General features: G+C 69.3%; 11 protein-coding genes. 2 read left to right on the plus strand and 9 right to left on the minus strand.

What is annotated here, in order from left to right; all coding sequences use genetic code 11:
* Positions 1-11: 11 nt before the first annotated feature.
* A complete protein-coding gene (locus L3V18_RS07485) occupies positions 12-8,876 on the minus strand; it encodes a DUF6923 family protein (RefSeq protein WP_237054050.1) in 8,865 nt (2,954 codons plus the stop codon).
* Positions 8,877-9,536: 660 nt separating this feature from the next.
* Here L3V18_RS07485 and L3V18_RS07490 point away from each other — a divergent pair.
* On the plus strand, positions 9,537-10,904 hold the full coding sequence (locus L3V18_RS07490) for a sensor histidine kinase (RefSeq protein ID WP_237054051.1): 1,368 nt from the start codon (positions 9,537-9,539) through the stop codon (positions 10,902-10,904).
* Positions 10,905-10,956: 52 nt separating this feature from the next.
* Here L3V18_RS07490 and L3V18_RS07495 read toward each other — a convergent pair whose 3' ends face one another.
* The 4 genes from L3V18_RS07495 to ung form a co-directional block, all read right to left on the minus strand.
* Entirely contained in the window at positions 10,957-13,290 is a 2,334-nt protein-coding gene (locus L3V18_RS07495) for a ligand-binding sensor domain-containing protein (RefSeq protein WP_237054052.1), read from the minus strand.
* A gap of 33 nt (positions 13,291-13,323) precedes the next feature.
* On the minus strand, positions 13,324-14,088 hold the full coding sequence (locus tag L3V18_RS07500) for a response regulator transcription factor (protein WP_237054053.1): 765 nt from the start codon (positions 14,086-14,088) through the stop codon (positions 13,324-13,326).
* Between the two features lie 316 nt (positions 14,089-14,404).
* Positions 14,405-15,976, minus strand: coding sequence for a phospholipase D family protein (locus tag L3V18_RS07505; RefSeq protein WP_237054054.1), 1,572 nt, complete (start codon positions 15,974-15,976; stop codon positions 14,405-14,407).
* 89 nt (positions 15,977-16,065) lie between these two features.
* Positions 16,066-16,761: a uracil-DNA glycosylase gene (gene ung, locus L3V18_RS07510; RefSeq protein WP_237054055.1), complete on the minus strand. Its 696-nt coding sequence runs from the start codon at positions 16,759-16,761 to the stop codon at positions 16,066-16,068.
* A gap of 355 nt (positions 16,762-17,116) precedes the next feature.
* On the opposite strand from ung, the gene L3V18_RS07515 reads away from it, so the two are divergent.
* Positions 17,117-18,067 (plus strand): hypothetical protein, encoded by a 951-nt coding sequence (locus L3V18_RS07515; protein ID WP_237054056.1) that lies wholly within the window; start codon positions 17,117-17,119, stop codon positions 18,065-18,067.
* Positions 18,068-18,244: 177 nt separating this feature from the next.
* Here L3V18_RS07515 and L3V18_RS07520 read toward each other — a convergent pair whose 3' ends face one another.
* The 4 genes from L3V18_RS07520 to rhlB all read right to left on the minus strand — a co-directional run bounded on the left by L3V18_RS07520 (position 18,245) and on the right by rhlB (position 22,687).
* Entirely contained in the window at positions 18,245-19,015 is a 771-nt protein-coding gene (locus L3V18_RS07520; protein ID WP_237054233.1) for a response regulator, read from the minus strand.
* A gap of 95 nt (positions 19,016-19,110) precedes the next feature.
* Positions 19,111-20,085, minus strand: coding sequence for a permease-like cell division protein FtsX (ftsX, locus tag L3V18_RS07525; protein ID WP_237054057.1), 975 nt, complete (start codon positions 20,083-20,085; stop codon positions 19,111-19,113).
* On the minus strand, positions 20,082-20,768 hold the full coding sequence (gene ftsE / locus L3V18_RS07530) for a cell division ATP-binding protein FtsE (protein ID WP_237054058.1): 687 nt from the start codon (positions 20,766-20,768) through the stop codon (positions 20,082-20,084). The genes ftsX and ftsE overlap by 4 nt, the downstream gene beginning before the upstream one ends.
* 203 nt (positions 20,769-20,971) lie before the next feature.
* The gene (gene rhlB, locus L3V18_RS07535; RefSeq protein WP_237054059.1) at positions 20,972-22,687 is read right to left on the minus strand and encodes an ATP-dependent RNA helicase RhlB; all 1,716 of its coding nucleotides are present in this window, start codon (positions 22,685-22,687) and stop codon (positions 20,972-20,974) included.

A 22,687-nucleotide genomic window follows, 5' to 3' on the forward strand; every position in this document is an offset into this window, starting at 1 on the left:
TCCGGCCCCCTTCACTTGCGTTCCGGACCGACAGGGGCTGTCGGATCGTTGCTGGATTCGACCCGCACCCGGGCGCGCAGCTCGGGACTGAGCCGTTCGGCGAGGGCCTCGTACACCGCGCGCGCCCGGCGCATGCCCAGTGCGGTGTTGTAGGCGTGGCTGCCGCGCACGTCGGTGTGGCCGACCACCGCGATCGCGCCTCCGCCCATGCCTTCCAGGCGCGCGGCGACGCGGTCGAGCAGCGGCGCGAACTCGGGCCGGATTTCGGAGCGGTCGGTGTCGAACAGCACGGTGCCGAGCAGTGCCCCGCCCTCGGTGGCGGCGGCGACCAGCGCATCCACCTCGGTGCGCACATTGACCACCAGGCCCTGCGCGTGTTCCGGCGCGACCTGCGCGACAAGCAAATCGCGCACCGCGGTCGCACGGTCGAAGGCCAGTGCTTCGCTGTCGCCGTCAGCGGTGATCACCACCTCGCCGCCGCGGTGGGCGTCGATCTGTTCGGCCATGCGGGCGATCGCCGGCACGTACTCGGGCCGCACCTCGGCGCTGCCGGGGGCGAAGATCACCTCGCCCAGGGTCAGCTCGACCGTGTCGGTGCCGCCCGGGATCACCGTGACCGGCAACTGCACGCCGAAATCGAAGCGCACCGGGATGCCCGGGGTGATCCTGCGCACCCGCGGGTTGTCGGTGGTGAACGCGGTACCCGGCGGCAGCGTCGACGGATCGACCTTGAGGATGAAGTTGCGGTAGCCGCGCTCGCCGCCCGGTACGTCGGCCAGGTGATAGCGGCCGAACTGGTCGGTCTCGATCAGCAGGCCTTCCACCGAAGCGATGCGCACGCCGGGGATGCCACGCTCGTCGATGCCGGCGTTGCCGATCACGTAGTCGACCACCACCCCGCCTTCGCCCTGGGCGATGCGGCGCTCGACCGTCGGCATCGCGCCGTTGAGGCCCTTGGCCGCGTCGCCACTGCGCTCGATCGTGGTCCGGCCCTCCGCGTCCATGCGCAGGGTCACGCCCTGGTCGCTGGTCAGCACGAAATCATCGGTGAAGGCCGCGCCGGTGAACGCTTCCTCCGCCAGACGCTGGCGGATCACCACCTGGTGCGCTTCGGCCGGATCGGCCTCGGACTGGCGGGCGGCGATCGTGCCGATCGCGATGCCGTGCAGCAGCGGCGCGCTGGCGTCGGCCACCGGCTCGGAAACCTCACCGCGCGCGAGCGTCGTCGAAGCGGCCAGGTAGGCGCCGGGCGCGAAGCCGCCCTGCACCCGCACGCCGGTCAGTTCGGCGTTGTCCTGCCAGCCGTCGCCATCGCGGTCGTCGAACACGGTACCGAAGATCAGGCTGTCGTCGAGCAGCGGGTCGGCATCGATGGTGACCTGCGCAGTGGCGACGTTGGAGATCGGGTCGCCGTCCGGGTTCCGTGCCACGGCCTCGTTGACCTGGGTGCCCTGACGGACGCCCGCGCCGATCCGCAACATGTAGACGATCGTCGCCTGCTCGCCGACCGCGATGTCGAGTCCGCCGATCTCCAGCGGATGACGGCCGGGCGAGAGGGTGAACGCGTCGTCGCCGTCGTCCACCGTCATCGAGCCTTCGACATAGCTGAAGCCGGCCGGCGGGGTGTCGACGACGATGCCGTCGGTCACGTTGACCACGCCGACGTTCTCCACCGTCAGCGTGTAGCGGACGATGTCGCCGATGCGAGCGCTGCGCACGCCGACGGTCTTGACGATCCTCAGCTCGGCCTCGTCCAGCACCCTGTGCGAAGTGCCGCAGGGCTCGCAGATCGGGTCGTTGCTGCCGCCGTACTCGCTGACCACGGCGTTGTTCACCTCGCCGACGGCGCTCGGGTTGACCGTCGCCGGGTAGCTGAAGGTGTAGGTGCCCGGCACGGTGCCGGCGGCGACCGTGCAGACGATCCCGCCATTCCCGCCGCTGCAGCCGGCCGGCAGGTCACCAACGGTCAGGCCGGCACCCGGGGTGTCGGTCAGCCGCACCGGCGTGGTGATCGCGGCGTTCTCGATCGTCACCGTCAGCGTGTAGTCGATGGTGTCCCCGACGCTGACCTCGGCGCCGTCGCCCGGCGTCGACGTCTTGGCGACGGAGACCAGCGGCTCGGCCAGCGGATGCGCGGTCTCGCAGTTCGCACAGATGGGCGGATTACCGCCGCCGCCACCGCTGGGAACGACCGTGTTGCCGATCTCGCCCACGGCGTCGGGATCGACCTGGGTGCGGTAGACGAACGCATGGCTCCCCGGCAGCGTGCCCGCGGCCAGCGTGCAGTCCAATCCGTCCGCACGGGCCTCGCAGCTGCCCCCGGCAGGCGTTTCGATCGAACCGGCCAGCAGCGTCTGTCCGGCGCCCAAGGTGTCGCCGAGCAGCAGCGGCTCGGTCGTCGCCGAGTTTTCCACGGTCACCGCCAGGGTATAGGTGATCACGTCGCCGGCACGGACTTCGGCACCGGACGGCGGATCCGACGATTTCACGGTGGTGATCACCGGCAACTCGATCTCGTGCTCGGTCGTGCACGGATCGCAGCCCGGGTCCTCGTCACCGCCGCCACTCGCGACCACGCTGTTGCCGACCGTACCGGCCGCATCGGTATCGACCGTCGCGGTGTAGGTGACCGCGTAGGTGCCCGGCAGGGTGCCGGCCGGCAGGGTGCAGACCAGCTCGCCGGTACAGGCGAAAGCATCCGCATCGGTGACCGCACCGAAGCTCAGGCCCTCGCCGAGGGTGTCGGTCAGCACGAACGGCTCGGTCGTCGCCGAGGTCGCGACCGTCGTGGTCAGGGTGTAGGTCAACGTGTCGCCCGGCCGCACCTGGGCGTTCTCGCCCGGATCGGCCGTCTTGGCGGTGGTGATCGTCGGAAGTTCGATCTCATGCCCGGTCTCGCAGGGCACGCACTCCGGATCCTCGCCACCACCACCGCTGGCGACCACGCTGTTGCCGACGGTGCCGGTCGCGTCCGCATCGACGGTCGCGGTGTAGGTGACCGCGTAGGTGCCCGGCAGGGTGCCGGCCGGCAGGGTGCAGACCAGCTCACCGGTGCAGGCGAACGCGCCCGCATCGGTCACTGCGCCGAACGTCAGGCCCGTGCCCAGCGTGTCGGTCAGCACCAGCGGTTCGGTGGTGGCCGAGGTGGCGATGGTCGCGGTCAGGGTGTAGGTCAGCGTATCGCCCGGGCGTACCTCCACGTCCTCGCCCGGAGCGGCGGTCTTCGCCACCCCGATCGTCGGCGGCTCGATCTCGTGCTCGGTCGTGCACGGCACACACTCCGGATCATCGCCACCGCCACCGCCGGCGACCACGCTGTTGCCGACGGTGCCGGTCGCGTCCGCATCGACCGTCGCGGTGTAGGTCAGCGCGTAAGTTCCCGGCAGGGTGCCGGCCGGCAGGGTGCAGACCAGCTCACCGGTGCAGGCGAACGCGCCCGCATCGGTCACTGCAGCGAAGCTCAGGCCCGCGCCCAGGGTATCGGTCAGCACCAGCGGTTCGGTGGTGGCCGAGGTCGCGACCGTCGCGGTCAGGGTATAGGTCAGCGTATCGCCCGGGCGTACCTCCACGTCCTCGCCCGGAGCCGCGGTCTTGGTCACGCCGATTGTCGGCGGCTCGATCTCGTGTTCGGTCGTGCACGGCACGCACTCGGGCTCGTCGCCGCCGCCACCGCCGGCGACCACGCTGTTGCCGACCGTGCCGGTCGCATCGGCATCGACGGTCGCGGTGTAGGTGACCGCATAGGCCCCTGGCAGGGTGCCGGTCGGTAGCGTGCACTGCAGCGTGCCGGTGCAGCTGAAGGCGCCGGCATCGGTCACCGCGCCGAAGCTCAAGCCGGTGCCGAGGGTATCGGTCAGCACCAGCGGCGCGGTCGTGGCCGAGGTGGCGATGGTCGCGGTCAGGGTGTAGGTCAGCGTGTCGCCCGGCCGCACTTCGGCGTCCGTTCCCGGATCGGCGCTCTTGACGACACCGATCGTCGGCGGCTCGACCTCGTGTCCGGTCTCGCAGGGCGAGCACACGGGATCATCGCCACCGCCGCCGCTCGCGACCACGCTGTTGCCGACCGTACCGGTGGCATCGGCGTCGACGGTTGCGGTGTAGGTCAGCGCGTAAGTGCCCGGCAGGGTGCCGGCCGGCAGGGTGCAGACCAGCGTGCCGGTGCAGCTGAAGGCACCGGTGTCGGTGACCGCGCCGAAGCTCAGGCCCGTGCCGAGGGTGTCGGTCAGCACCAGCGGTTCGGTGGTGGCCGAGGTCGCGACCGTGGCAGTCAGGGTATAGGTCAGTGTGTCGCCCGGCTGCACCTGGGTACCGTCGGCGGGATCGGCGGTCTTGGCGACGCCGATCGTCGGCGGCTCGATCTCATGTTCGGTCTCGCAGGGCGAGCACACCGGATCATCGCCACCGCCGCCGCTCGCGACCACGCTGTTGCCGACCGTACCGGTGGCATCGGCCTCGACGGTGGCGGTGTAGGTCAGCGCATAGCTACCCGGCGCCGCGCCCGTCGGCAGGGTGCACTCCAGCGTGCCGGTGCAGCTGAAGGCACCGGCGTCGGTGACCGCGCCGAACGTCAGGCCGGGACCCAGGGTGTCGGTCAGCACCAGCGGTTCAGTGGTGAACGCGGTCGCGACCGTGGCGGTCAGGGTGTAGGTCAGGGTCTGGCCCGGCACCACCTGGCTGCCGTCGACGGGATCCGCGCTCTTGGCGACACCGATCGTCGCCGGCGCGACCTCGTGTTCGGTCGTGCACGGATCGCAGACCGGCGGGTCGTCACCGCCACCGCTCGCGGCCACGCTGTTGCCGACCGTGCCCGAGGCATCGGCGTCGACGGTCGCGGTGTAGGTGACCGCATAGGCCCCTGGCAGGGTGCCGGTCGGCAGGGTGCACTCCAGCGTGCCGGTGCAGCTGAAGGCACCGGCGTCGGTGACCGCGCCGAACGTCAGGCCGGGACCCAGGGTGTCGGTCAGCACCAGCGGTTCAGTGGTGAACGCGGTCGCGACCGTCGCGGTCAGGGTGTAGGTCAGGGTCTGGCCCGGCACCACCTGGCTGCCGTCGGCGGGATCCGCGCTCTTGACGATGTTGATCGTCGGCGGTTCGACCCCGTGTTCGGTCGTGCACGGATCGCAGACCGGCGGATCCCCGCCGCCGCCTGTCGCGGCCACGCTGTTGCCGACCGTGCCCGAAGCGTCGGCGTCGACGGTTGCGGTATAGGTCAGCGCATAGCTGCCAGGCAGGGTGCCGGCCGGCAGGGTGCACTCCAGCGTGCCGGTGCAGCTGAAGGCACCGGCGTTGGTCACCGCGCCGAAGCTCAGGCCCAGGCCCAGGGTGTCGGTCAGCACCAGCGGATCGGTGGTGGCCGAGGTCGAGACCGTCGCGGTCAGGGTGTAGGTCAGGGTCTGGCCCGGCACCACCTGACTGCCGTTGGCGGGATCGACAGTCTTGGCGACCGCGATTTCGGTCGGCTCGACCCCGTGTTCGGTCGTGCACGGATCGCAGACCGGCGGATCCCCGCCGCCGCCCGTCGCGGCCACGCTGTTGCCGACCGTGCCGGTCGCGTCGGCATCGACGGTGGCGGTGTAGGTCAGCGCATAGGTGCCCGGCACGGTACCGGCCGGCAGGGTGCACTGCAGTGCGCCGGTGCAGACATAGGCGCCGGGGTCGGTCACCGCGCCGAACGTCAGGCCCGCGCTCAGGGTGTCGGTCAACACCAGCGGGGCGGTCGTCGCCGCGGTGGCGACCGTGGTGGTCAGGGTATAGGTCAGGGTGTCGCCCGGCTGCACTTCGGCGCCGGTACCCGGCACGGAGGTCTTCGCCACCGCGACCGTCGGCGGAGCGACCTCGTGCTCGATCCGGCACGGGACACATTCGGGATCGACATCGCCGCCACCGGTGCCAGTGACGCTGTTGCCGATCGTGCCGGTGGCGTCGGCATCGACCGTGGCGGTATAGGTCACCGCGTAGGTGCCGGCGGGCGTGTCGGTCGGCAGCGTGCACTCCAGCGTCCCGGTGCAGGCGAAGGCGCCGGGGTCGGTCACTGCGCCGAAGCTCAGGCCCGCGTCCAGCGTGTCGGTCAGCACGAACGGTTCGCTGGTCGGCGCCTCGGCGACGGTCACCGTGAGGGTGTAGGTGATCGTCTGCCCCGCCTGGACCTGGGCACCGGCGGCCGGATCCGCGGTCTTGGCAGTACTGATGACCGGGAATTCTCGGGTGTCGGTATCGGTGGCGGTGTTGTTGCCCGGGGTCGGATCGGGCGAGCCGTCCGGCGCGGTCACCGTCGCGGTGTTGACCAGATCGCCGGTGAATCCGTCCGGCACCGACAGGGTCAGGCTGAAGGTGACCGAGCCGCCGGCCGGCAGATTGACCGGCGCATCGACGATCGCGCCGGTGCCGTTGGCGACGCCGCAGCTGCCGCCGCCGGTCGCATTGCCGCAGGTCCAGCCGGCATCGGCGATGCCGGACGGCAGCGGGTCGTTCACCGTGGCCCCGGCCGCGCCGAACGGGCCGAGGTTGCTGACCACGATGGTGTAGGTGACGTCCTCGCCCGGGACGTAGGTGTCGCTGCCGTCGGTCTTGGTGATCGCCAGATCGGCCGGGAACTCCAGCGGCGTGGTCGCGCACTTGGCACCGTCGTTGCTGCCCGAACCCGGCAGGTCGGAGATCAGCGTGGCCTGGCCGGTGGTCAGGTCGAACCGGTAGAAGCCGCCGTTGTTGTTGCTGCCGAACACGCCGTTGGTGGCACCGAACATGCCGCCGAAAGCGCCTGCCACAGTCGTGGATCCGATCGGAGTGACGTTGCCGTTGGCCGGATCGATCGCGTAGAGCAGACCGGCATCCGGAGCGGCGATGTAGAGCTGCCCGTCGTGCCAGGCCAGGTCCTGGCCGTTGATGGTCTGGCTCAGCGGAACGGCGGTCGCCGTCATCGTCGTGATGTCGATGCGATACAGCGTCGTGCCGTTGCCGGTGTAGTAGGTGCCGTCCGGCCCGAACTCGCCGATGACGCTGTTGATCGGGAAGCCTGTGATGGTGCCGACGTCGAGCACGCTGCCATCGCTGCCGACACGGACGAGGGTGCCGGGCGCGGGTCCTCTCAGGCCGTAGATGTAGTTGTCGACCGGGTTGACCGCTATTGCGTTGTAGGTGATCGCCGAGGTCGGGCCGACCGGATCGACGATGAAGGGATTGGACGAAGTGTCGAACTGGAACAGACCGGTGGGCTGGTTCTGCGCCAGGTACATGGTCGCGCTGCAGGTTCCGAAGTTGGGTTGCACCGCATGCTGGACGGTGCAGGTGCCGCAGGTCGGGCCGTCGCCGCCGCTGGGCGTCACCGCGTTGCTGACCGTGGCGCCCGCGCCGGCCTCCACGACGGCGGTGTAGCTGAGCGCGTACGTGCCTGGTGCCGTACCCGCCGGCAGCGTGCACTGCAGCGCACCGCTGCAGGTGAAGCTGCCGGCGTCGGTCACCGAACCGAAGCTCAGCCCCGCACCCAGCGTGTCGGCCAGGGTGACCACGTCGCTGGTGGGCCCGCCGGCTATCGTGGTGGTCAACGTGTAGGTGATCGTCTGACCGACGGTCAGCAACTGGCCCGGCGCCGGATTCGCGGTCTTCTCCACCGTGACCACCGCCGGCGCGACGGTATCGGTATCGGTATCGGTGTTGTTGCCGGGGACCGGATCGGGCGAACCTGCCGGCGCGGTCACCGTCGCGGTATTGACAAGGTCGCCGGTGAAGTCCGCCGGCACCGCCAGGGTCAGGCTGAAGGTCACCGTGGCGCCCGCCGGCAGGTTGACCGGCACATCCGCGATCGCGCCGCTGCCGCTGGCGACGCCGCAGGCGCCGCCGCCGGTGGCATTGCCGCAGGTCCAGCTGGCGGTGGTGATGCCGGTGGGCAGCGGGTCGTCGACCGTGGCGCCGCCCGCGCCGAACGGACCGAGGTTGCTGACCACGATGGTGTAGGTGACGTCCTCGCCCGGTACGTAGGTGTCGCTGCCGTCGTCCTTTTCGATCGCCAGGTCGGCCGGGAATGTCATCGGCGTGGTCGCGCACTTGGCGCCGTCGTTGGCGCCGGTCGTCGCGGGGGAGTTCGATATCAGCGTCGGCGTACCCGTGGTCAGATCGAACTGGTAGAACCCGCCGGTGTTGAGGCTTCCGAAGACGCCGTTGCTGGCGCCGAACATCGCGCCGAACGGGATGTTTGCAATGCCGGTATTGCCGACGGTCGTCACCACGCCGGTGCCGGGATTGACGGCATACAACAAACCAGTCTCATGGGAGTGACCGTAGAGCAGGCCGTTATGCCAGGCCCAGTCGCTCAGCCATACGGCCTGGCTGAGGGTGATCAGGGCCGACTGCCGGGTCGTCAGATCCACCCGCCACGCCTGGTTGGTGTTCTCGGAACGCTTGACGTAGTAGAAGCCGTCCGGACCGATCTCGCCGGTATTCAATCCGTTGCTGGACGTATTGATCCCACCGCCGACGATGTCGCCGAGATTCTCCTCCGAACCGTCGCTGCCGATGCGCAGCAGGACGTGCGCGCTGCCGCTCCAGGTGCTCGCGTAGATGTAGTTGTCGGCAGGGTTGTAGGCTGACCCGTTGTATGTAACCGAGGCCGAACCCAGCGACGGATAGGTGAAGGGATTGCTGGACGTATCGATGCGGAACAGCGCGGTCGGGTCGCCCTGCGTGAGGTACATCGTCGAATCGCAACTGCCGAAATCCGGCAGCGGCGCTGTCACCGTGATGACGGCATCGTCGCTGTCGTTGTCCGGGATCGGATCGACCACGCTGGCCGGGGGCGCAACGGTCGCGGTGTTGGTGACCGAGGTCTGCGCCAGCGCCGGAATGCCGCCGGACAGGCCGAGCAGACCCAGCGCGGAAAGCAATACCGAAAGAACCTTCACTCGACGTGAGGCGGCTGTATCGCCCCGGTACGTATTGGCCACGCGCCCCCCCTTGCTCCAACAGGGGAGGCCGATTGTCCACCGGTACGCATGCGTCCTGGCGACGGCACCCCTGCCATGGAAAATCCATTCCGCCCCGTGAACGGCTACCGGTCGATCCGCGCGAAGGTCAATCCGCGCGAAGCGTGCATCCTTCGACTCTGGATGCGCCTCGACTGGAGGCGTTTGGGGTTCGTGCCGGGGAATTTAATGACACTTGGCAGCGCCTACACGCACCAAAACTGGGCAAAACTCACATAGGGTGAGAATCAGGACCTTCCCGCCAGGCGCGCCCCGCCAACACAGGCTTTCCATGGCGCGTCACAAAAAGAAGGTGATGCGAATCACATACAATGGGAACCAATGGACGAGCCCGGACAGCTGTGGCGATGCGTCGGGGCCGCTACCATGTCTACCGGTGCACTATCCGCCGAGCCGAACGCGACGCCCCCGCATGCCACAAGGCACCATGCCCGTGCAGCGAATCCAACGTGTCAGTGCCGCGATGGTGAATCAGCCTCCCCCTGATCCGCACAAACGCTCCCGGCGAAGCCTCCCCACCCCCTGCGGGTACCGCCATTGATGGATGCCAGCACGCCCCCCATGGATCTGCGGCGACGCTTTGCCGGCTGGATGAAGCACGTGTCGGTCGATGCGCCGCAGAACCGGCGCAATGCCCTGATGCTGCAGACGATTCTCGCCATCGTCGGCACGGCGGCGTTGGCGATGGCCATCGGCTCATTCGCCACCGCTGAAACGGCGGGGCGGAACGAGACCTGGGTCGCCATGGCGATAAGCACCTACGCATGGCTCTGCTTTCACCTGTCGCGAAAGGGGCTGTACCGGCTTTCGGCCAGCCTGACCGTCATCGGCAGTCTGCAGTTGATCGGAACCAGCTACTACATCTATGGACTGCAGGCCCAGCCCGGACTGCTGATGATCCACCTGATGCCGCTGCTGTTCGCCGGGCTGCTACTGGGACGGGCCGCCGTATGGTGGACCACGCTCGCCAATGCCATCGTGCTGGCGATCGGTGCATGGTCCGACATGCAACACGCGGCGAATACCGCCGCAACGTCGGAAATCCTTCCCAATCTGCTCCTGTCCGGCATGAACTTTCTCGTGCTTGCGGTAATCCTGGACCGCCTGATCCGGTCGTCCCAGCGGGCGATCGAACGCAGCCGGGAGCTGGATGCCGCCTGCCGGGATCTCAAGCGCGAGATCGAGGAAAAGGAACGCGCCTACGCCCGCCTCCTGCAGACGCAGAGGATGGAAGCCATCGGCCGGCTGTCGGCCGGCGCCGCCCACGACTTCAACAACATCCTCAACGTGATCGTCGGGCTGGCGACCGCGTCCCACCCTCGCGACACCTCCGCCGTGCTGCCGCAGATCCACCGGGCCGCACAGCGAGGCACCGTCGTCACGCGCCGCCTGTTGAGCTTCAGCCGCATGCAATCGCGGCAGACCTCGGTGTTCGATCTCGCAGAGGCCATCGATGAGATGCGGACGCTGATACTGCCGATGCTCCACCGCGGGATCAGGGCGAGCCTGGACATGCCGCCCCCGGGCCTGCTGATCGAGACCGACCGCGACGAACTCGAACTCGCGCTGCTGAACATCGTCGGCAATGCATGCGACGCGATGCCGCGGGGCGGGCGCTTCTCGATGTCCGCCCATGCCGTGGACGACAAGGTTCTCATCCGGATGGAGGACACCGGCGAGGGCATGTCGCCCGAGGTGCTCGCCAACCTGTTCGAGCCGTTCTTCACGACCAAGCCGAAGGGCGAGGGAACCGGCATCGGCATGACCATCGTCCATCGCTTCGTCACCGAAAGCCGGGGCGAGCTGAAGGTCCAGAGCAGTCCCGGCCAGGGCACCCGGGTCGACCTCCTGTTGCCGCGGGTCCAGACGGTTTCCAGCCGCAGGCGACGGGACGACGCCGTGGCCGTCGGCGCCGGCGACACACGCTGAGCCCGGCCGTCTCGACATTCCCGCCGCGCTCCGGCCTGGCCGGAGGGTCCGGTCAGTCGTCTGCCGTCCGGGTGCTTTCCAGATGGGTGCTGCCGACCAGCACCAGCAGGCCCAGCAGCATCACCAGCGTCCAGACCCACATCCGCTGGTACCACGGCTGCGGATGGACGATCCTGAGGCTCGCCGAGGCCGGCGACCAGGCTCCCCCCGCGACACGCGCCTGCACTTCGAACACATGTTCCCCCCAGGGAACGGACGGGTAGAGGATGCTGCGGTTCTGTCCCGCTTCCACCCAGTCGCCGTCGACGCCGGACAGCCGGAACCGGAAGCGGGTTTCCTGGGGTCGGCTCAGGTTGATCGCCGTATAGCGGATTTCCAGGTTCCGCGTGAACGGCTCCAGCGTCAGCGTCGGACTGGCGATGTCGAGCACGCGTCCGGCGGCGGCGACATGTTCGATGTGCGGCTTGAGTGTTGCGGCCCGGGTCGCGGATACGTCGGCGGGATCGATCACGCCGAATCCCTCCACCAGCGAGAACCACAGCCAGCCATGCCCATCGCGATGGCAGGTGGAGGATGCGCCTCCGTTGATCTCGGCGGGCACCAGACCGTCGCCTGTCGCGTATCCGACCGACTCGATCTCATCCTGCGCGTCCCGCGGCGAGGGCAGCAGGGTCACGCCACGGTTGCCTCCCAGCCACAGGCGTCCCCACTGGTCGGCGAGAATGCACGACACCGTATCGTCGAACAGGCCGTTGGCGGTGCCGTAGTGATGCACCTTGCCGTTCTCGATGCGGTTCAGGCCACCGCCGTAGGTGCCGACCCAGAGCGTGCCGGTGTCCCGGTCCTCGTACAGCGCACGCGCGAACCGCGAGGAAAGCCCTTCCCGTACCGACCATCGCTCGACGATCTCGCCGTCGCGCATCCGAAGCACGCCGTGGTCGCCGACGAACCAGGTACCGCCCCTCGCTGCCGCGACGACGCTGTTGATGCGCATGCCCTGCAGGGCGTCGATGCGGCGGCTTCCGACGATGCCGCCCTCCGCATCGACCGCGATCACGTACATCGATCGCCCCGAGCTGACGAGATAGCTGCCGTCCTCGCGCTGCCAGATGTTGACCGGCTCCAGCGTCGGCCAGGTGGCGACGAACTCGGGCTCGTCTCCGGCGATCCGCGCCAGCCCGCCTTCGGCCGACCCGGCCCAGAGCCAGCCGTTGCGGTCCAGCAACAGGCTGGTCACGCAACCGCTTCCCAGTACCTTCTCGAGCGTCAGCGCGCGCATGTGGCCTTCGTGCGACCAGTGGTGCACGCCGCCGCAGGCGGACCCGAACCAGAGGCCGCCGTCGCCGTCGGCGACAACGGCGCGGCCGGCCATGTTCGTGCCCAGCTGCGCGGACGAGAGCACGCCGAACAGCGGCTTGCGCGTCCGCAGCAAGCCCTTGCTCCCGCTGCCCGCCCACAGGTCGCCCTCGTCGTCCCATGCCAGGCTGATGACGCCCATGCCCGACAGCTCCGGCACGTCCTTCCAGGCGCCCGCGGCGTCCTGGCGCACGAATCTTCCGGAGAGCTGCGCGACCCACCACAGGCCGTCATCGTCCTGCGCGGCGTAGGTGGGCCGGTCGACGCCCAGCGCCTGCCACCGCCGGTGGGCCGGGTCGTACCGGTAGAGCTCCTTCTCGGTGCCGACCAGCAGACTGTCCCCGCTGCTTTCGAGCAGCCGTACCGCCCTGTCTTCGCCCGGCAGCCGGAGCCGCTGGAGCCGCTGGAGCCGTCCTTCATCCACGATATGGAAGCCGCCGTATCCGCCGACGTGGATCCGTCCTTCGCCGTCGCTGGCCAGCCGGTCGTAGCCGGCGCGAACGGGGCTCTCGCTCCAGACGACCCCGAGGTCCTCGGGATCCAGCTTGAACAGGCCCGCCTTGCTGGCGACCCATATCGCGCCATCGGTACCCTGCAGGATGTCGTTGATCTGGCAGGTGCCCGCGCAGACGGGCAGGTGGCGGAACGCGCCCCGCTCGTAGACGCTCAGCCCGGCGTCCTCGGTGCCGATCCAGAGCCGGTCGGCATCGTCCTCGAACAGGACCAGGATGCGGTCGCTGGCCGGCCCGCCGGTCTGTCCGCGGCCGGCGTCCCGCCCGTCGCCGGGGGAGGGGCGCCCCCTGAATGTCGTGAACGTCCGTCCATCGAAGCGGGCCAGCCCACCGAACGTGCCCACCCACAGATAGCCGTCGCGGGTCTGGACGAGCGCGCTGACGCCGGACTGCGGAAGTCCGTCGTCGCCGGTGAACACCTTCGGGCTGAGCCGGTGGTCGGGCTTCACCGGGTACGAGGCCTGTGCGAGACCGCACGCCGCCAGCAGGCCCAGGGCCAGCGCCATGCGCCTCGTCATCGCGAGCGCTTCATGGACCTGCATCGGAGCGGGCTACCAGGTCAGCACGTAGCCGACGCCACGGACCGCGCGCAGCGGCAGCTCTTCCCGGGTCAGCTTCAGGCACTTCCTGCGCAGGCGGTAGATCAGCATCTCGAGTCGATGCGGATCGAAATCGTGGACGTTCTCGACCAGGCGGGCGATCAGGCGCTCGCGTTTGACGGCGGTCCCCGGCGCGACGGCAAGCATCGACATCACCTGCTTTTCCGGAAGGCTCATCGTCACCTGGACGCCGGCCGGCGAGACGATGCACCAGCCGCCATCGGCCAGCCGCCACTGCCCGCCCGCATCCGGATCCGGCGTGGCGGGTTCCGGCGCCACCCGCCTGGCCAGATTGCGCAGCGTCGCGAGCAGCACGTCCATGTCGACCGGTTTGGTGAGGTAGGCGTCGACGCCCGCGTCCAGTCCCCGCATCCTGTCGCGCGCGGAAACGTAGCCGGTCAGCATGACGATTCCGACGGTCGCCGAAAGACCGCGCAGGTGGCGGGCGATGCTGAAGCCGTCGTCGTCGGGCAGCCCGGCATCGAGCAGTACCAGGTCGTAACGGCGGGCCGTCATCGACCGGTAGAGTTCCAGTGCGCTCGCCATGCCCTGCACCGAGAAACCCGCGGACGCGAGCGTCGGGACCAGAAGCGACTCCCTGTATTCCTCGTCGTCCTCGACCACCGCCAGGGTGGCCAGCTTTGCGTCGGTGCCCGGCTGCGCCGATTCACCCGACGAACCGGACACGGTCATTTCACCACTGTCGAGCCGCCCCATCGCTTTTCACCCTTTTCAGATCCCAATACCCCGGATCCGCCCCTGCCCTGCATCGCCGTCCGTGGATTCCCGCGGCGCCGTACCTTGCCGTTCCGCACGGCGCGCGTCGATTCACTTCCGCGTCGCCGGCCCTTCGGCACCACGCCTGGACCGGATCGCGCGCACCGCCGATCATGCCGCACACCGGCGGCATGCGGAAGGATTGTAGTCCCGCTTGCGGTGCTCGACCTTCGGATGATCGCTGTCCCGGAACGAACGTCCGCGCGCATTCGCCGTTCATGTCGCTGTCGTCGTCGAACGCTTCGACACGGGCGTCTCACAACAGCGCCTCGACCGGCAGCCAGCGCGCCAGCCAGGCCTGGAAGCGCCGTCCGAAACCGGCGTCTGGCTCGCGGTCGAAACTGCCGGTACCGTCGTTCCAGCGCAGTTCGCCACCGTCGAGGGTCACTTCCCATGCCGCGGCCGGCGAGGTCATCGTCCCGAACAGCGCCGCGACCTCGGCGGCGATCGCCGGCTCGTCGACCAGGATTCCCTGTTCGCAGTTCAGCGATACCGAACGCGGATCGAGATTGAACGAACCGACGAAGGCCACGTGGCCGTCGATCAGCGCCGCCTTGCTGTGAAGGCTGGCGCCGGACGAACCGAACAGGCTGATGCCGTCGCCATCGCCGTCCTGCGCGTGCTCGGGTTTGAGTTCCCACAGCTTCACGCCGCCGGCCAGCAGCGTCTTGCGATAGCCGGCGTAGCCGCCGTGGACCGCGGCGACGTCGTTTGCGGCCAGCGAGTTGGTCAGGATGCGGACCTCGCGACCGTCGGCGACCAGGGAAGTCAGCTGCGCGGCACCGGTCGCGCCGGGCACGAAGTACGGCGAGATCAGCACCACGTCGTCGTCGGCCGCGTCCACGGCACGATTCAGCCCGCTCAACACCGCCGATCCTTCCATCGGCGAGTCCTTGTACGCCGCCTTGTCGGGCGCGTCGCTGAGCACCTGCCAACGGCCGGTCCAGTGCATCGGCAGCGTCATCGCGCGTGCCGCCGCGACCGCATCGTGGCCCTCCATCGCCTGGATGTACGGCGTCCCGCGCGCCTCCACCGCATAGTCCCGGGCCTGGCGGCGCAGCGTGTCAAGTGCCGCGGTCGTGACCGCGTCCGGGCTCAGCGACTCGATCGGCCAGACCTGCGCGGAGTTCCAGTAACGGTCGAACGATGCGCTCAGCTCCTCGACCGCGGGGCCGACGAAGGCGAGGTCGAGGTCGTTGAAGTTGACGTGATCGCTGGCCGAGAAGTACTCGTCACCGATGTTGCGGCCGCCGGCGATCGCGAAGCGGTTGTCGACGATCCAGCTCTTGTTGTGCATCCGGTGGTTGATCCGCGAGAAGCTGGTGATCGCCTCCATGCCCTTTCCGAACAGGCCCCGGCGCGACGCGAACGGATTGAACAGGCGCACGTCGATGTTCGGATGCGCGGCCAGCGCCGCCAGCGCGAAGTTCTTCGCCCGCGCGTCCATGTCGTCGAGCAGCAGGCGAACCCGCACGCCGCGGTCGGCGGCCTCGATCAGTTCCAGCGCCAGCAGCCGGCCGGTCATGTCGTCGTGCCAGATGTAGTACTGCAGGTCGAGACTGCGCTCGGCGGCCCGCCCGGACAGGCCGCGCAGCGCGAACGCCGCAACGCCGTCGGAGACCAGATGGAAGCCGGACTGTCCCGGACGCTCGTCCAGCGCCGGCTGCACCACCGCGTCGAGACGGGCATCCCGGCCGGCCGGGATCGCGAAAACCGGCGGCCCTTCGGGTCGCGGCGGCAGCGTCGAGAACCCCAGCAGCACGAACAGCAGGGTCGACAGCAGCAGGACGCCCAGTGCGGTCAGGCCCAACTTGATCTTCCTTCCCATCGCGGCCGTCCCCGTCCGTCCGATCCCGTGGTCACCGCATCATCGCTGCCGCAGCGCTTCGCGCAAAGCGCCGGAGCCGGAGCCGACGCCTACGGCACCGCCGGCAGCGACCAGTCGACGGGCTTCTGCCCATGCCGGGCGAGGTACTCGTTGGCTGCGGAAAAATGACCGCAGCCGAGAAACCCGCGGTGCGCCGACAGCGGCGACGGATGCGGAGCCTTGAGCACCCGGTGGCGACGCGGATCGATCACCTTGCCCTTGGCCTGCGCATAGCTGCCCCACAGCAGGAACACCAGGCCCTCGCGCTCGCGATTGAGCACGTCGACGACGTGGTCGGTGAAGCCTTCCCAGCCCTTCCCCTGGTGACTGCCGGGCCGTCCGGCCTCGACCGTGAGCACGGCGTTGAGCAGCAGCACGCCGCGCTCTGCCCAGCACTGCAGGTAGCCATGCGGCGGCGGCTCGAAGCCGACGTCGCGCTGCAGCTCCTTGTAGATGTTCTGCAGCGACGGCGGCACCGGCACGCCCGGGCGTACCGAGAAGCACAGGCCGTGCGCCTGCCCCGGTCCGTGGTAGGGGTCCTGCCCGAGCACGACGATCTTGACCGCGTCGAACGGCGTCGCATCGAAGGCGGCGAAGATCTGCGGGCCCGGCGGATAGATCGTCGCTCCCGCCGCCCTGCGCTGGCGCAGGAATGCCGACAGCGCCTGCATGTCCTCGCGCAGCAGGTAGTCGCCGACGTGCGCCTTCCACGAGGGTTCGAGTTTGATGCGATCGGTGTCGGGCATCCGAGGGGCTTGCGGCTGGGATGGCCGTACAGGCTAGCGGCCCGCAGGCCGGTCGTCATCCCGGCGCCCAGACGAAGATCGACACACGCTTGCCGTAACATGGCCCGGTCGCGGAATGCCGGGGAAGAACGGACGCTGCACGATGTCCGGGCAATCCGCGTCGTCGCCGGCAGATCATCGAAACACGGAATCCATGACGAGGAGTCCGCGACGCGGGCTCCCGACGTCGTGGCGCCGCCGGGTCCGCGGCGCATGGACGGCCACGCCAGGTGCGGCGACGCCGTTCCGGCGCGGGCGCGGCATATGCCACTCAGCACAACATGGAAAACAGGGGGAACACCGAATGCAGAACACGATGAAAATGGCCGGCCACACGGTTGCCCACGCGATCTGGAGCGTGTCGGACGGAGAGGTGCTGATCCCGATCGTCGGGCACCTGGGAAGCGACGGCGGCGCGCGGATGGAAAGGCTGGCCATGGGCTCCGCGCAGGCGATGGCGATGGGGGCCGAGAAGATCTCCCGGCTGGAGCCGGGTACGACGGGCGCGGTGTTCGTCAAGGACACCCTGGTCACGCTCGAATCGGGCAAGGTCGACGCCCTCGTCGCCGACATCCGCTTCGCGGCCAACGACGCGAGCAGGCTGCAGTTGCTGGTTCCGTACCGCAACGCGAATCACGCCGACGGCTTTGCGGTCCATGCGATCAAGCTCACCGAGCTTGCGGAAATCCCGCGCGACGCGGTCGACGGACTGATGCAGGCCTTCGTCGCCGGGCTGGAGTCCCATCAGGAAGGCGGTCGGTTGTGGGCCGAGAAATACGTCGCCGAAGCGGGCGCGACCGCCGGGGAAGCGGGGGAACAGGCCACCGAATTCTCACCGGACGAGTTCGACGTGCTGAAGCGTTCGGTGTTCATGGTCTTCGCCGCAGTCGCCGCCTCCGACGGCAAGATCGAGAAGAAGGAGGCGGAGACGTTCGTCAAGACGCTGGGCGATGCCGAGCTGCTCAGGAATCCGCTGATGAACCGGATCGTGACCAACGTGATCCACGACATCCCTGGCATCATGGCCTCGATCTTTTCCGACGATGCGCCCTCACCCGCGATCGAGCTGCTGCAGGCGCGGCTCATCGTCGACGCCAAGCTTCCGGCCGACGAGGCCGGCGAGTTCAAGCAGGCACTGCTGGGTCTCGGCCACGCGATCGCCAGCGCTTCCGGCGGCGGCCTGTTCGGCTTCGGCAGCAGGATCAGCAAGGACGAGAAGCAGGCACTGGCCGCGATCGCCGCCTGCCTGGGCGTGTCCGCGCAGTGACCGTGCGGACGGGCCGGGGCGCTCGTCCCTGGTCCGTCCTGCAGTGGAGGTCGCGCACGCGGACGGGCATGACGGTCTGACCCCGCGCGGGTTCTCCGGCACACGGCCGGGCTCCGCCGCGGCCCGCCTGTCCGGCGTCCCGATGGGAGATGCCGGGCGTCGCCTCCGACTGCCGCCCTACAACCGCGAGACCCGCAGCTGGAACAGGGTCTTGGTTATCAACAGGCGCTCCTCGATCGGCTTCAGCACCAGATCGTTGGCGCCCTGCCTCAGCAACTTGCTCTGGTTGTCGCGGTTGTCGTCGCCGGTCATCACCAGCACCGGCAGGCGACGCTTGCCGTAGCCGAAGTCGCCGCGCAGCCGCTGCAGCAGATCCATGCCGCTGAGCTCGCCCTTCAGGTAGACGTCGGTCAGGACCAGGTCCGCGCCGGGATCGTCCTGGCCGCGGTGCGATTCCAGGTACTCCAGCGCCTCCTCGACGCCGATGAAATGCATCACCCTGACGCCGTGGCGCTCGAGCATGCGCTTGGTCGCCAACGCGACGACCTTGCTGTCCTCGACATAGAGCACGCGCGCATCGGGTATCGGTTCCGGCTGCACGTAGCCGCGGATGAAGGCGGCCAGCGCCTCGTGGCCGAGCGCCTTGTCGAAGTAGTCGGTCACATCCTCGGTGAACTGCCGCGCCTCCAGATGCGCCTGGGCGTCGCCGGAGACGACGATCACCGGCACGTAGGCCTGTCCGGCCGCCTCGCGCACGCTGCGTGCGAGGGCGACACCATCGCCGTCGGGCAATACCAGCGCGGTGGTGACCAGGTTCACCGGCGCTGCCGCCAGCGCCTCGCGCGCCTCGCCGATGTTGCCGCAGGTGACGACCTCGACCCGTTCCAGCGAACGGCGCAGGGTGTCGCCGATCAGCTTGCGGACCAGCCTGGAACCGTCGACCACCATCACCCGCGGGGCGTCGTCGGCCAGGTGCCTGAGGGTATGGGGTGCATCGGTCACGGCATTCGTACTCACGGAATCACGTCGTCAGGTACACGCAGTCAGGTGTCGGTCGGGCGGGTCTGCCGCAAGGTGTGCCCGGTCACCAGCCCTGCGCCGAGCCAGCCGAGCACGCCGGCCCCGATCACGATCGCAATCGCGTGTGTCAATCCGAATCCCTGCAGCATGAACTCGCTGCCATAGCTGCGCGCGAGCTCGGCCAGTGCCGGTCGCAGCGCCCATTCGGTCGCGGTCAGCACGGCCAGTGCGAGCAGGCCGGCGAGCACCCCGTAGCAGGCGCCCAGGTAGAGGAACGGGCGGCGGATGAAACCGTCGGTCGCGCCCAGTTGCTGCAATACGCTGACTTCCTCGCGCCGCTGCTGGATGTCCAGCCGCACGGTGTTGCCGACCACCAGCAATGCGCCGATCCCCAGCAGCAGCGCCAGCACCAGCGCCAGCCGCACGCCGAAACGCAGCCAGCTGTCCAGCCGCTGCCGCCAGACCGCATCGTGCTGGACCAGGTCGGCCTCGGGCAGCGCCGCGAGCGAATCGGCCAGGGCCAGCTCGTCGCCGCCCGGGCGCACGACCAGCACGCTCGGCAGCGGGTTGTCGCCGATCACGGCGATCGCTTCATCCAGGCCGCTCGCCGCCCGCAGCGCTTCCAGTCCCTGCTCCGGGGTGCGCAGCTCGACCGCGCCGACATCGCCACGCGACGCCAGCGCGGCGGCCAGTTCGCGCGCGCGTTCGACCGCGACTTCCGGCTTCAGGAACACGCTGATCTCGCGCGCCTCCTGCACGTCGCCGACGAAGCGTTCGACGTTGCCCAGCGCCGCCCACAGGCCCAACGGCAACGCCAGCGCGACCGCCATCACCCCGATCGTCAACGCCGCCGCCCACGGCTTGGCCAGCAGGCGGCCGACGCTGGCCACCAGGCTGAACGCATGGTGGTCGATCCACGCACCGAAACGCGACGGCCGCCGCGCCGCGGGTGCCTTGGCCGCCGCGCGCGGCCCCGTCTGGGGTGCGTTCGCGCTCATTCGGCCAGGTCCTCCGGCGCAATGTCGTCGAGCAGTTGCCCGTGGTCGAGCACCAGCACGCGCTTCTTCATCCGCTTGACCAGGGCCAGGTCGTGGCTGGCGACCATCACGCTGGTGCCGCGCTCGGGCAGCGACTCGAACAGCGCCATGATTTCCGCCGACAGGGTCGGGTCGAGGTTGCCGGTCGGCTCGTCGGCGACCAGCAGGCGCGGCTCGGCGATGATCGCGCGGGCGATCCCGACCCGCTGCTGCTCGCCGGCCGACAGCTGCGCCGGCAGCGCGCTGGCGCGATCGCCCAGCCCAACCCGGTCGAGCAGGCTGCGTACGCGCTTGCCGATCTCGCCACGACGTTCGCCGCGCAGCACCAGCGGCAGGCCGACGTTGTCGGCAACGCTGCGGTCGGCGAGCAGGCGGTGATCCTGGAACACCACGCCGACCTCGCGCCGGTGCAGCGCGACCCGCCGGCCGCGCACCTTCATGAGGTTCTTCTCGCCGAACAGCACGGTGCCGCGGCTGGGGCGCTCGGACAGGTGGATCAGCTTCAGCAGCGTGCTCTTGCCCGCACCGGAGTGGCCGGTGACGAACAGCATCTCGCCGGCTCCGACCTCGAAACTCACCTCGCTGAGCGCGTCGCGCCCGCTGGCGTACCGCTTGCTGACATTGTCGAAGCGCAGGACGCTCATGAATACCGGGGTTCCAGGGCACGGTGCCAGTGGCAAAGGCTACGACCTAATGCCGCTCCCGACCAGCGTGTCGATGCCGAACCGCGCCGCAGGAGCCACTGCCGGAGCGGCGTGAGCCGCGACGGGCTTTCGTGGCAACGCTTCACCGCGGCTCACGCCGCCCCGACCCTGAATCGAGCGGTCTGTCGCGACATCGGCCGGCGTCAGTGCTGCGAACGCGGCGCGCGGGTCACCAGCGATTTCAGACCGCGACCGATCCGGGTCAGCAGGCCCGGCCTGGCGTCGGCGGCCGGCTCGACCGCCGGTTTCGACGCCGCGCGCGGCTTGCCCGAACCGCCGCCAGCAGGCTTGCCGGCCGGAACCTGGGTCGGGCTGCCATTGCTGCGCGTGGCCTGGACGGCTTCACCCGCACCCTCGACGCGGCGGCCGCCACGACGGCGGCGGCGCTTGCGTGGCTTGGGCGCCTCGCCCTCGGCGGCAGCGACCACTTTGGATGCCACTTCGGCAGCGGCTTCCGTGGCCGGCTTCGGCGCCCGCGGCGCGCGCGCGGCACGTTCGCCGTCGCCACCCTCGCGACGCGGACCGCGTTCGCCGCTGCGCGAACGTGCGCCGCGACCGCCACCGCCCTTGCCGCCACCGCGGCGCTCCTCGTCGGCGGCACGCTGTTCGCGCGCCTCCCGGAAGATCGCGCTGACGCTCTCGCCCTCGTCGCCTTCGGACTGCTCGCGCGCCGCGCGCGGCACCGCCACCAGCAGCTCCGGAGACATCGGCTCGACCGGGATCTTCTGCTCGATGTAGGCCTCGATGTCGGGCAAACTCATCGCATAGCGCTCGCAGGCGAAGCTGATCGCGTCGCCCTCCGCTCCAAGACGAGCCGTACGGCCGATGCGATGGACATAGTCCTCGGCGTCGAACGGCAGGTCGAAGTTGTAGACGTGGCTGACGCCGTCGATGTGCAGGCCGCGGGCGGCGACGTCGGTCGCCACCAGGATGTCGAGCTGGCCCTTCTGGAAACGGCCCAGCAGGGTCTCGCGCTTCTTCTGCGGCACGTCGCCGGACAGCACGCCGACCCGGTGACCGGCCTTCTCCAGCGCGCGGGCGACCCGCTCCACGAACACCTTCGTGTTCACGAACACCATCGTGCGGGTGCCCTCGCTGCGCGACAGCAGGCCGATCAGCAGCGGAATCTTCTCCTCGTCGGCGGGAAAGTACATCTTCTGGCGCACCCGCGCGGCGGTGACCGTCTCGGCCTCGACGACCAGCTTCTGCGGCTCGTTCATGTGCTCGTAGGCCAGCTCCAGCACGCGATGGCTCAGGGTGGCGGAGAACAGCAGGGTCTGGCGCTCGGTGCGGATCGGCATCCGCCGCAGCAGGAAACGGATGTCCTTGATGAAGCCGAGGTCGAACATCCGGTCGGCCTCGTCCAGCACGCACATCTCGCAGGCATGCAGGCTGACCACCTTGTGCTGCTTGACGTAGTCGATCAGCCGACCGGGGGTGGCGATGATGATGTCGGCGCCTTCCTGCAGGATCGAGCGCTGCTTGTCGTAGTCGACGCCGCCGTAGACCAGGGCGAACTTCAGTCCCAGGTCACTGCCGAACTTCACCGCGTCCTTGTGGATCTGGATCGCCAGCTCGCGGGTCGGCGCCAGGATCAGCGCGCGCGGGTCCTCGGGCTTGCGCTCGGCCAGCGCCGGGCGGGTCAGAAGGCGGTTCATCACCGCGACCAGGAAGGCCAGGGTCTTGCCGGTGCCGGTCTGGGCCTGGCCGGCGACGTCGCGGCCGGTCAGGGCGATCGGCAGGGTCATCGCCTGGATCGGGGTACAGCGGGTGAATCCGGCGCCTTCGAGGCCGGCCAGCAGATCGGGATGCAGGCCGAAGGACTCGAAGGTGACATCGGTCAGGGGTTTGTCGCTCAT

It is taken from the genome of Marilutibacter chinensis (genome assembly GCF_021725675.1).
GTDB lineage: Bacteria > Pseudomonadota > Gammaproteobacteria > Xanthomonadales > Xanthomonadaceae > Marilutibacter > Marilutibacter chinensis.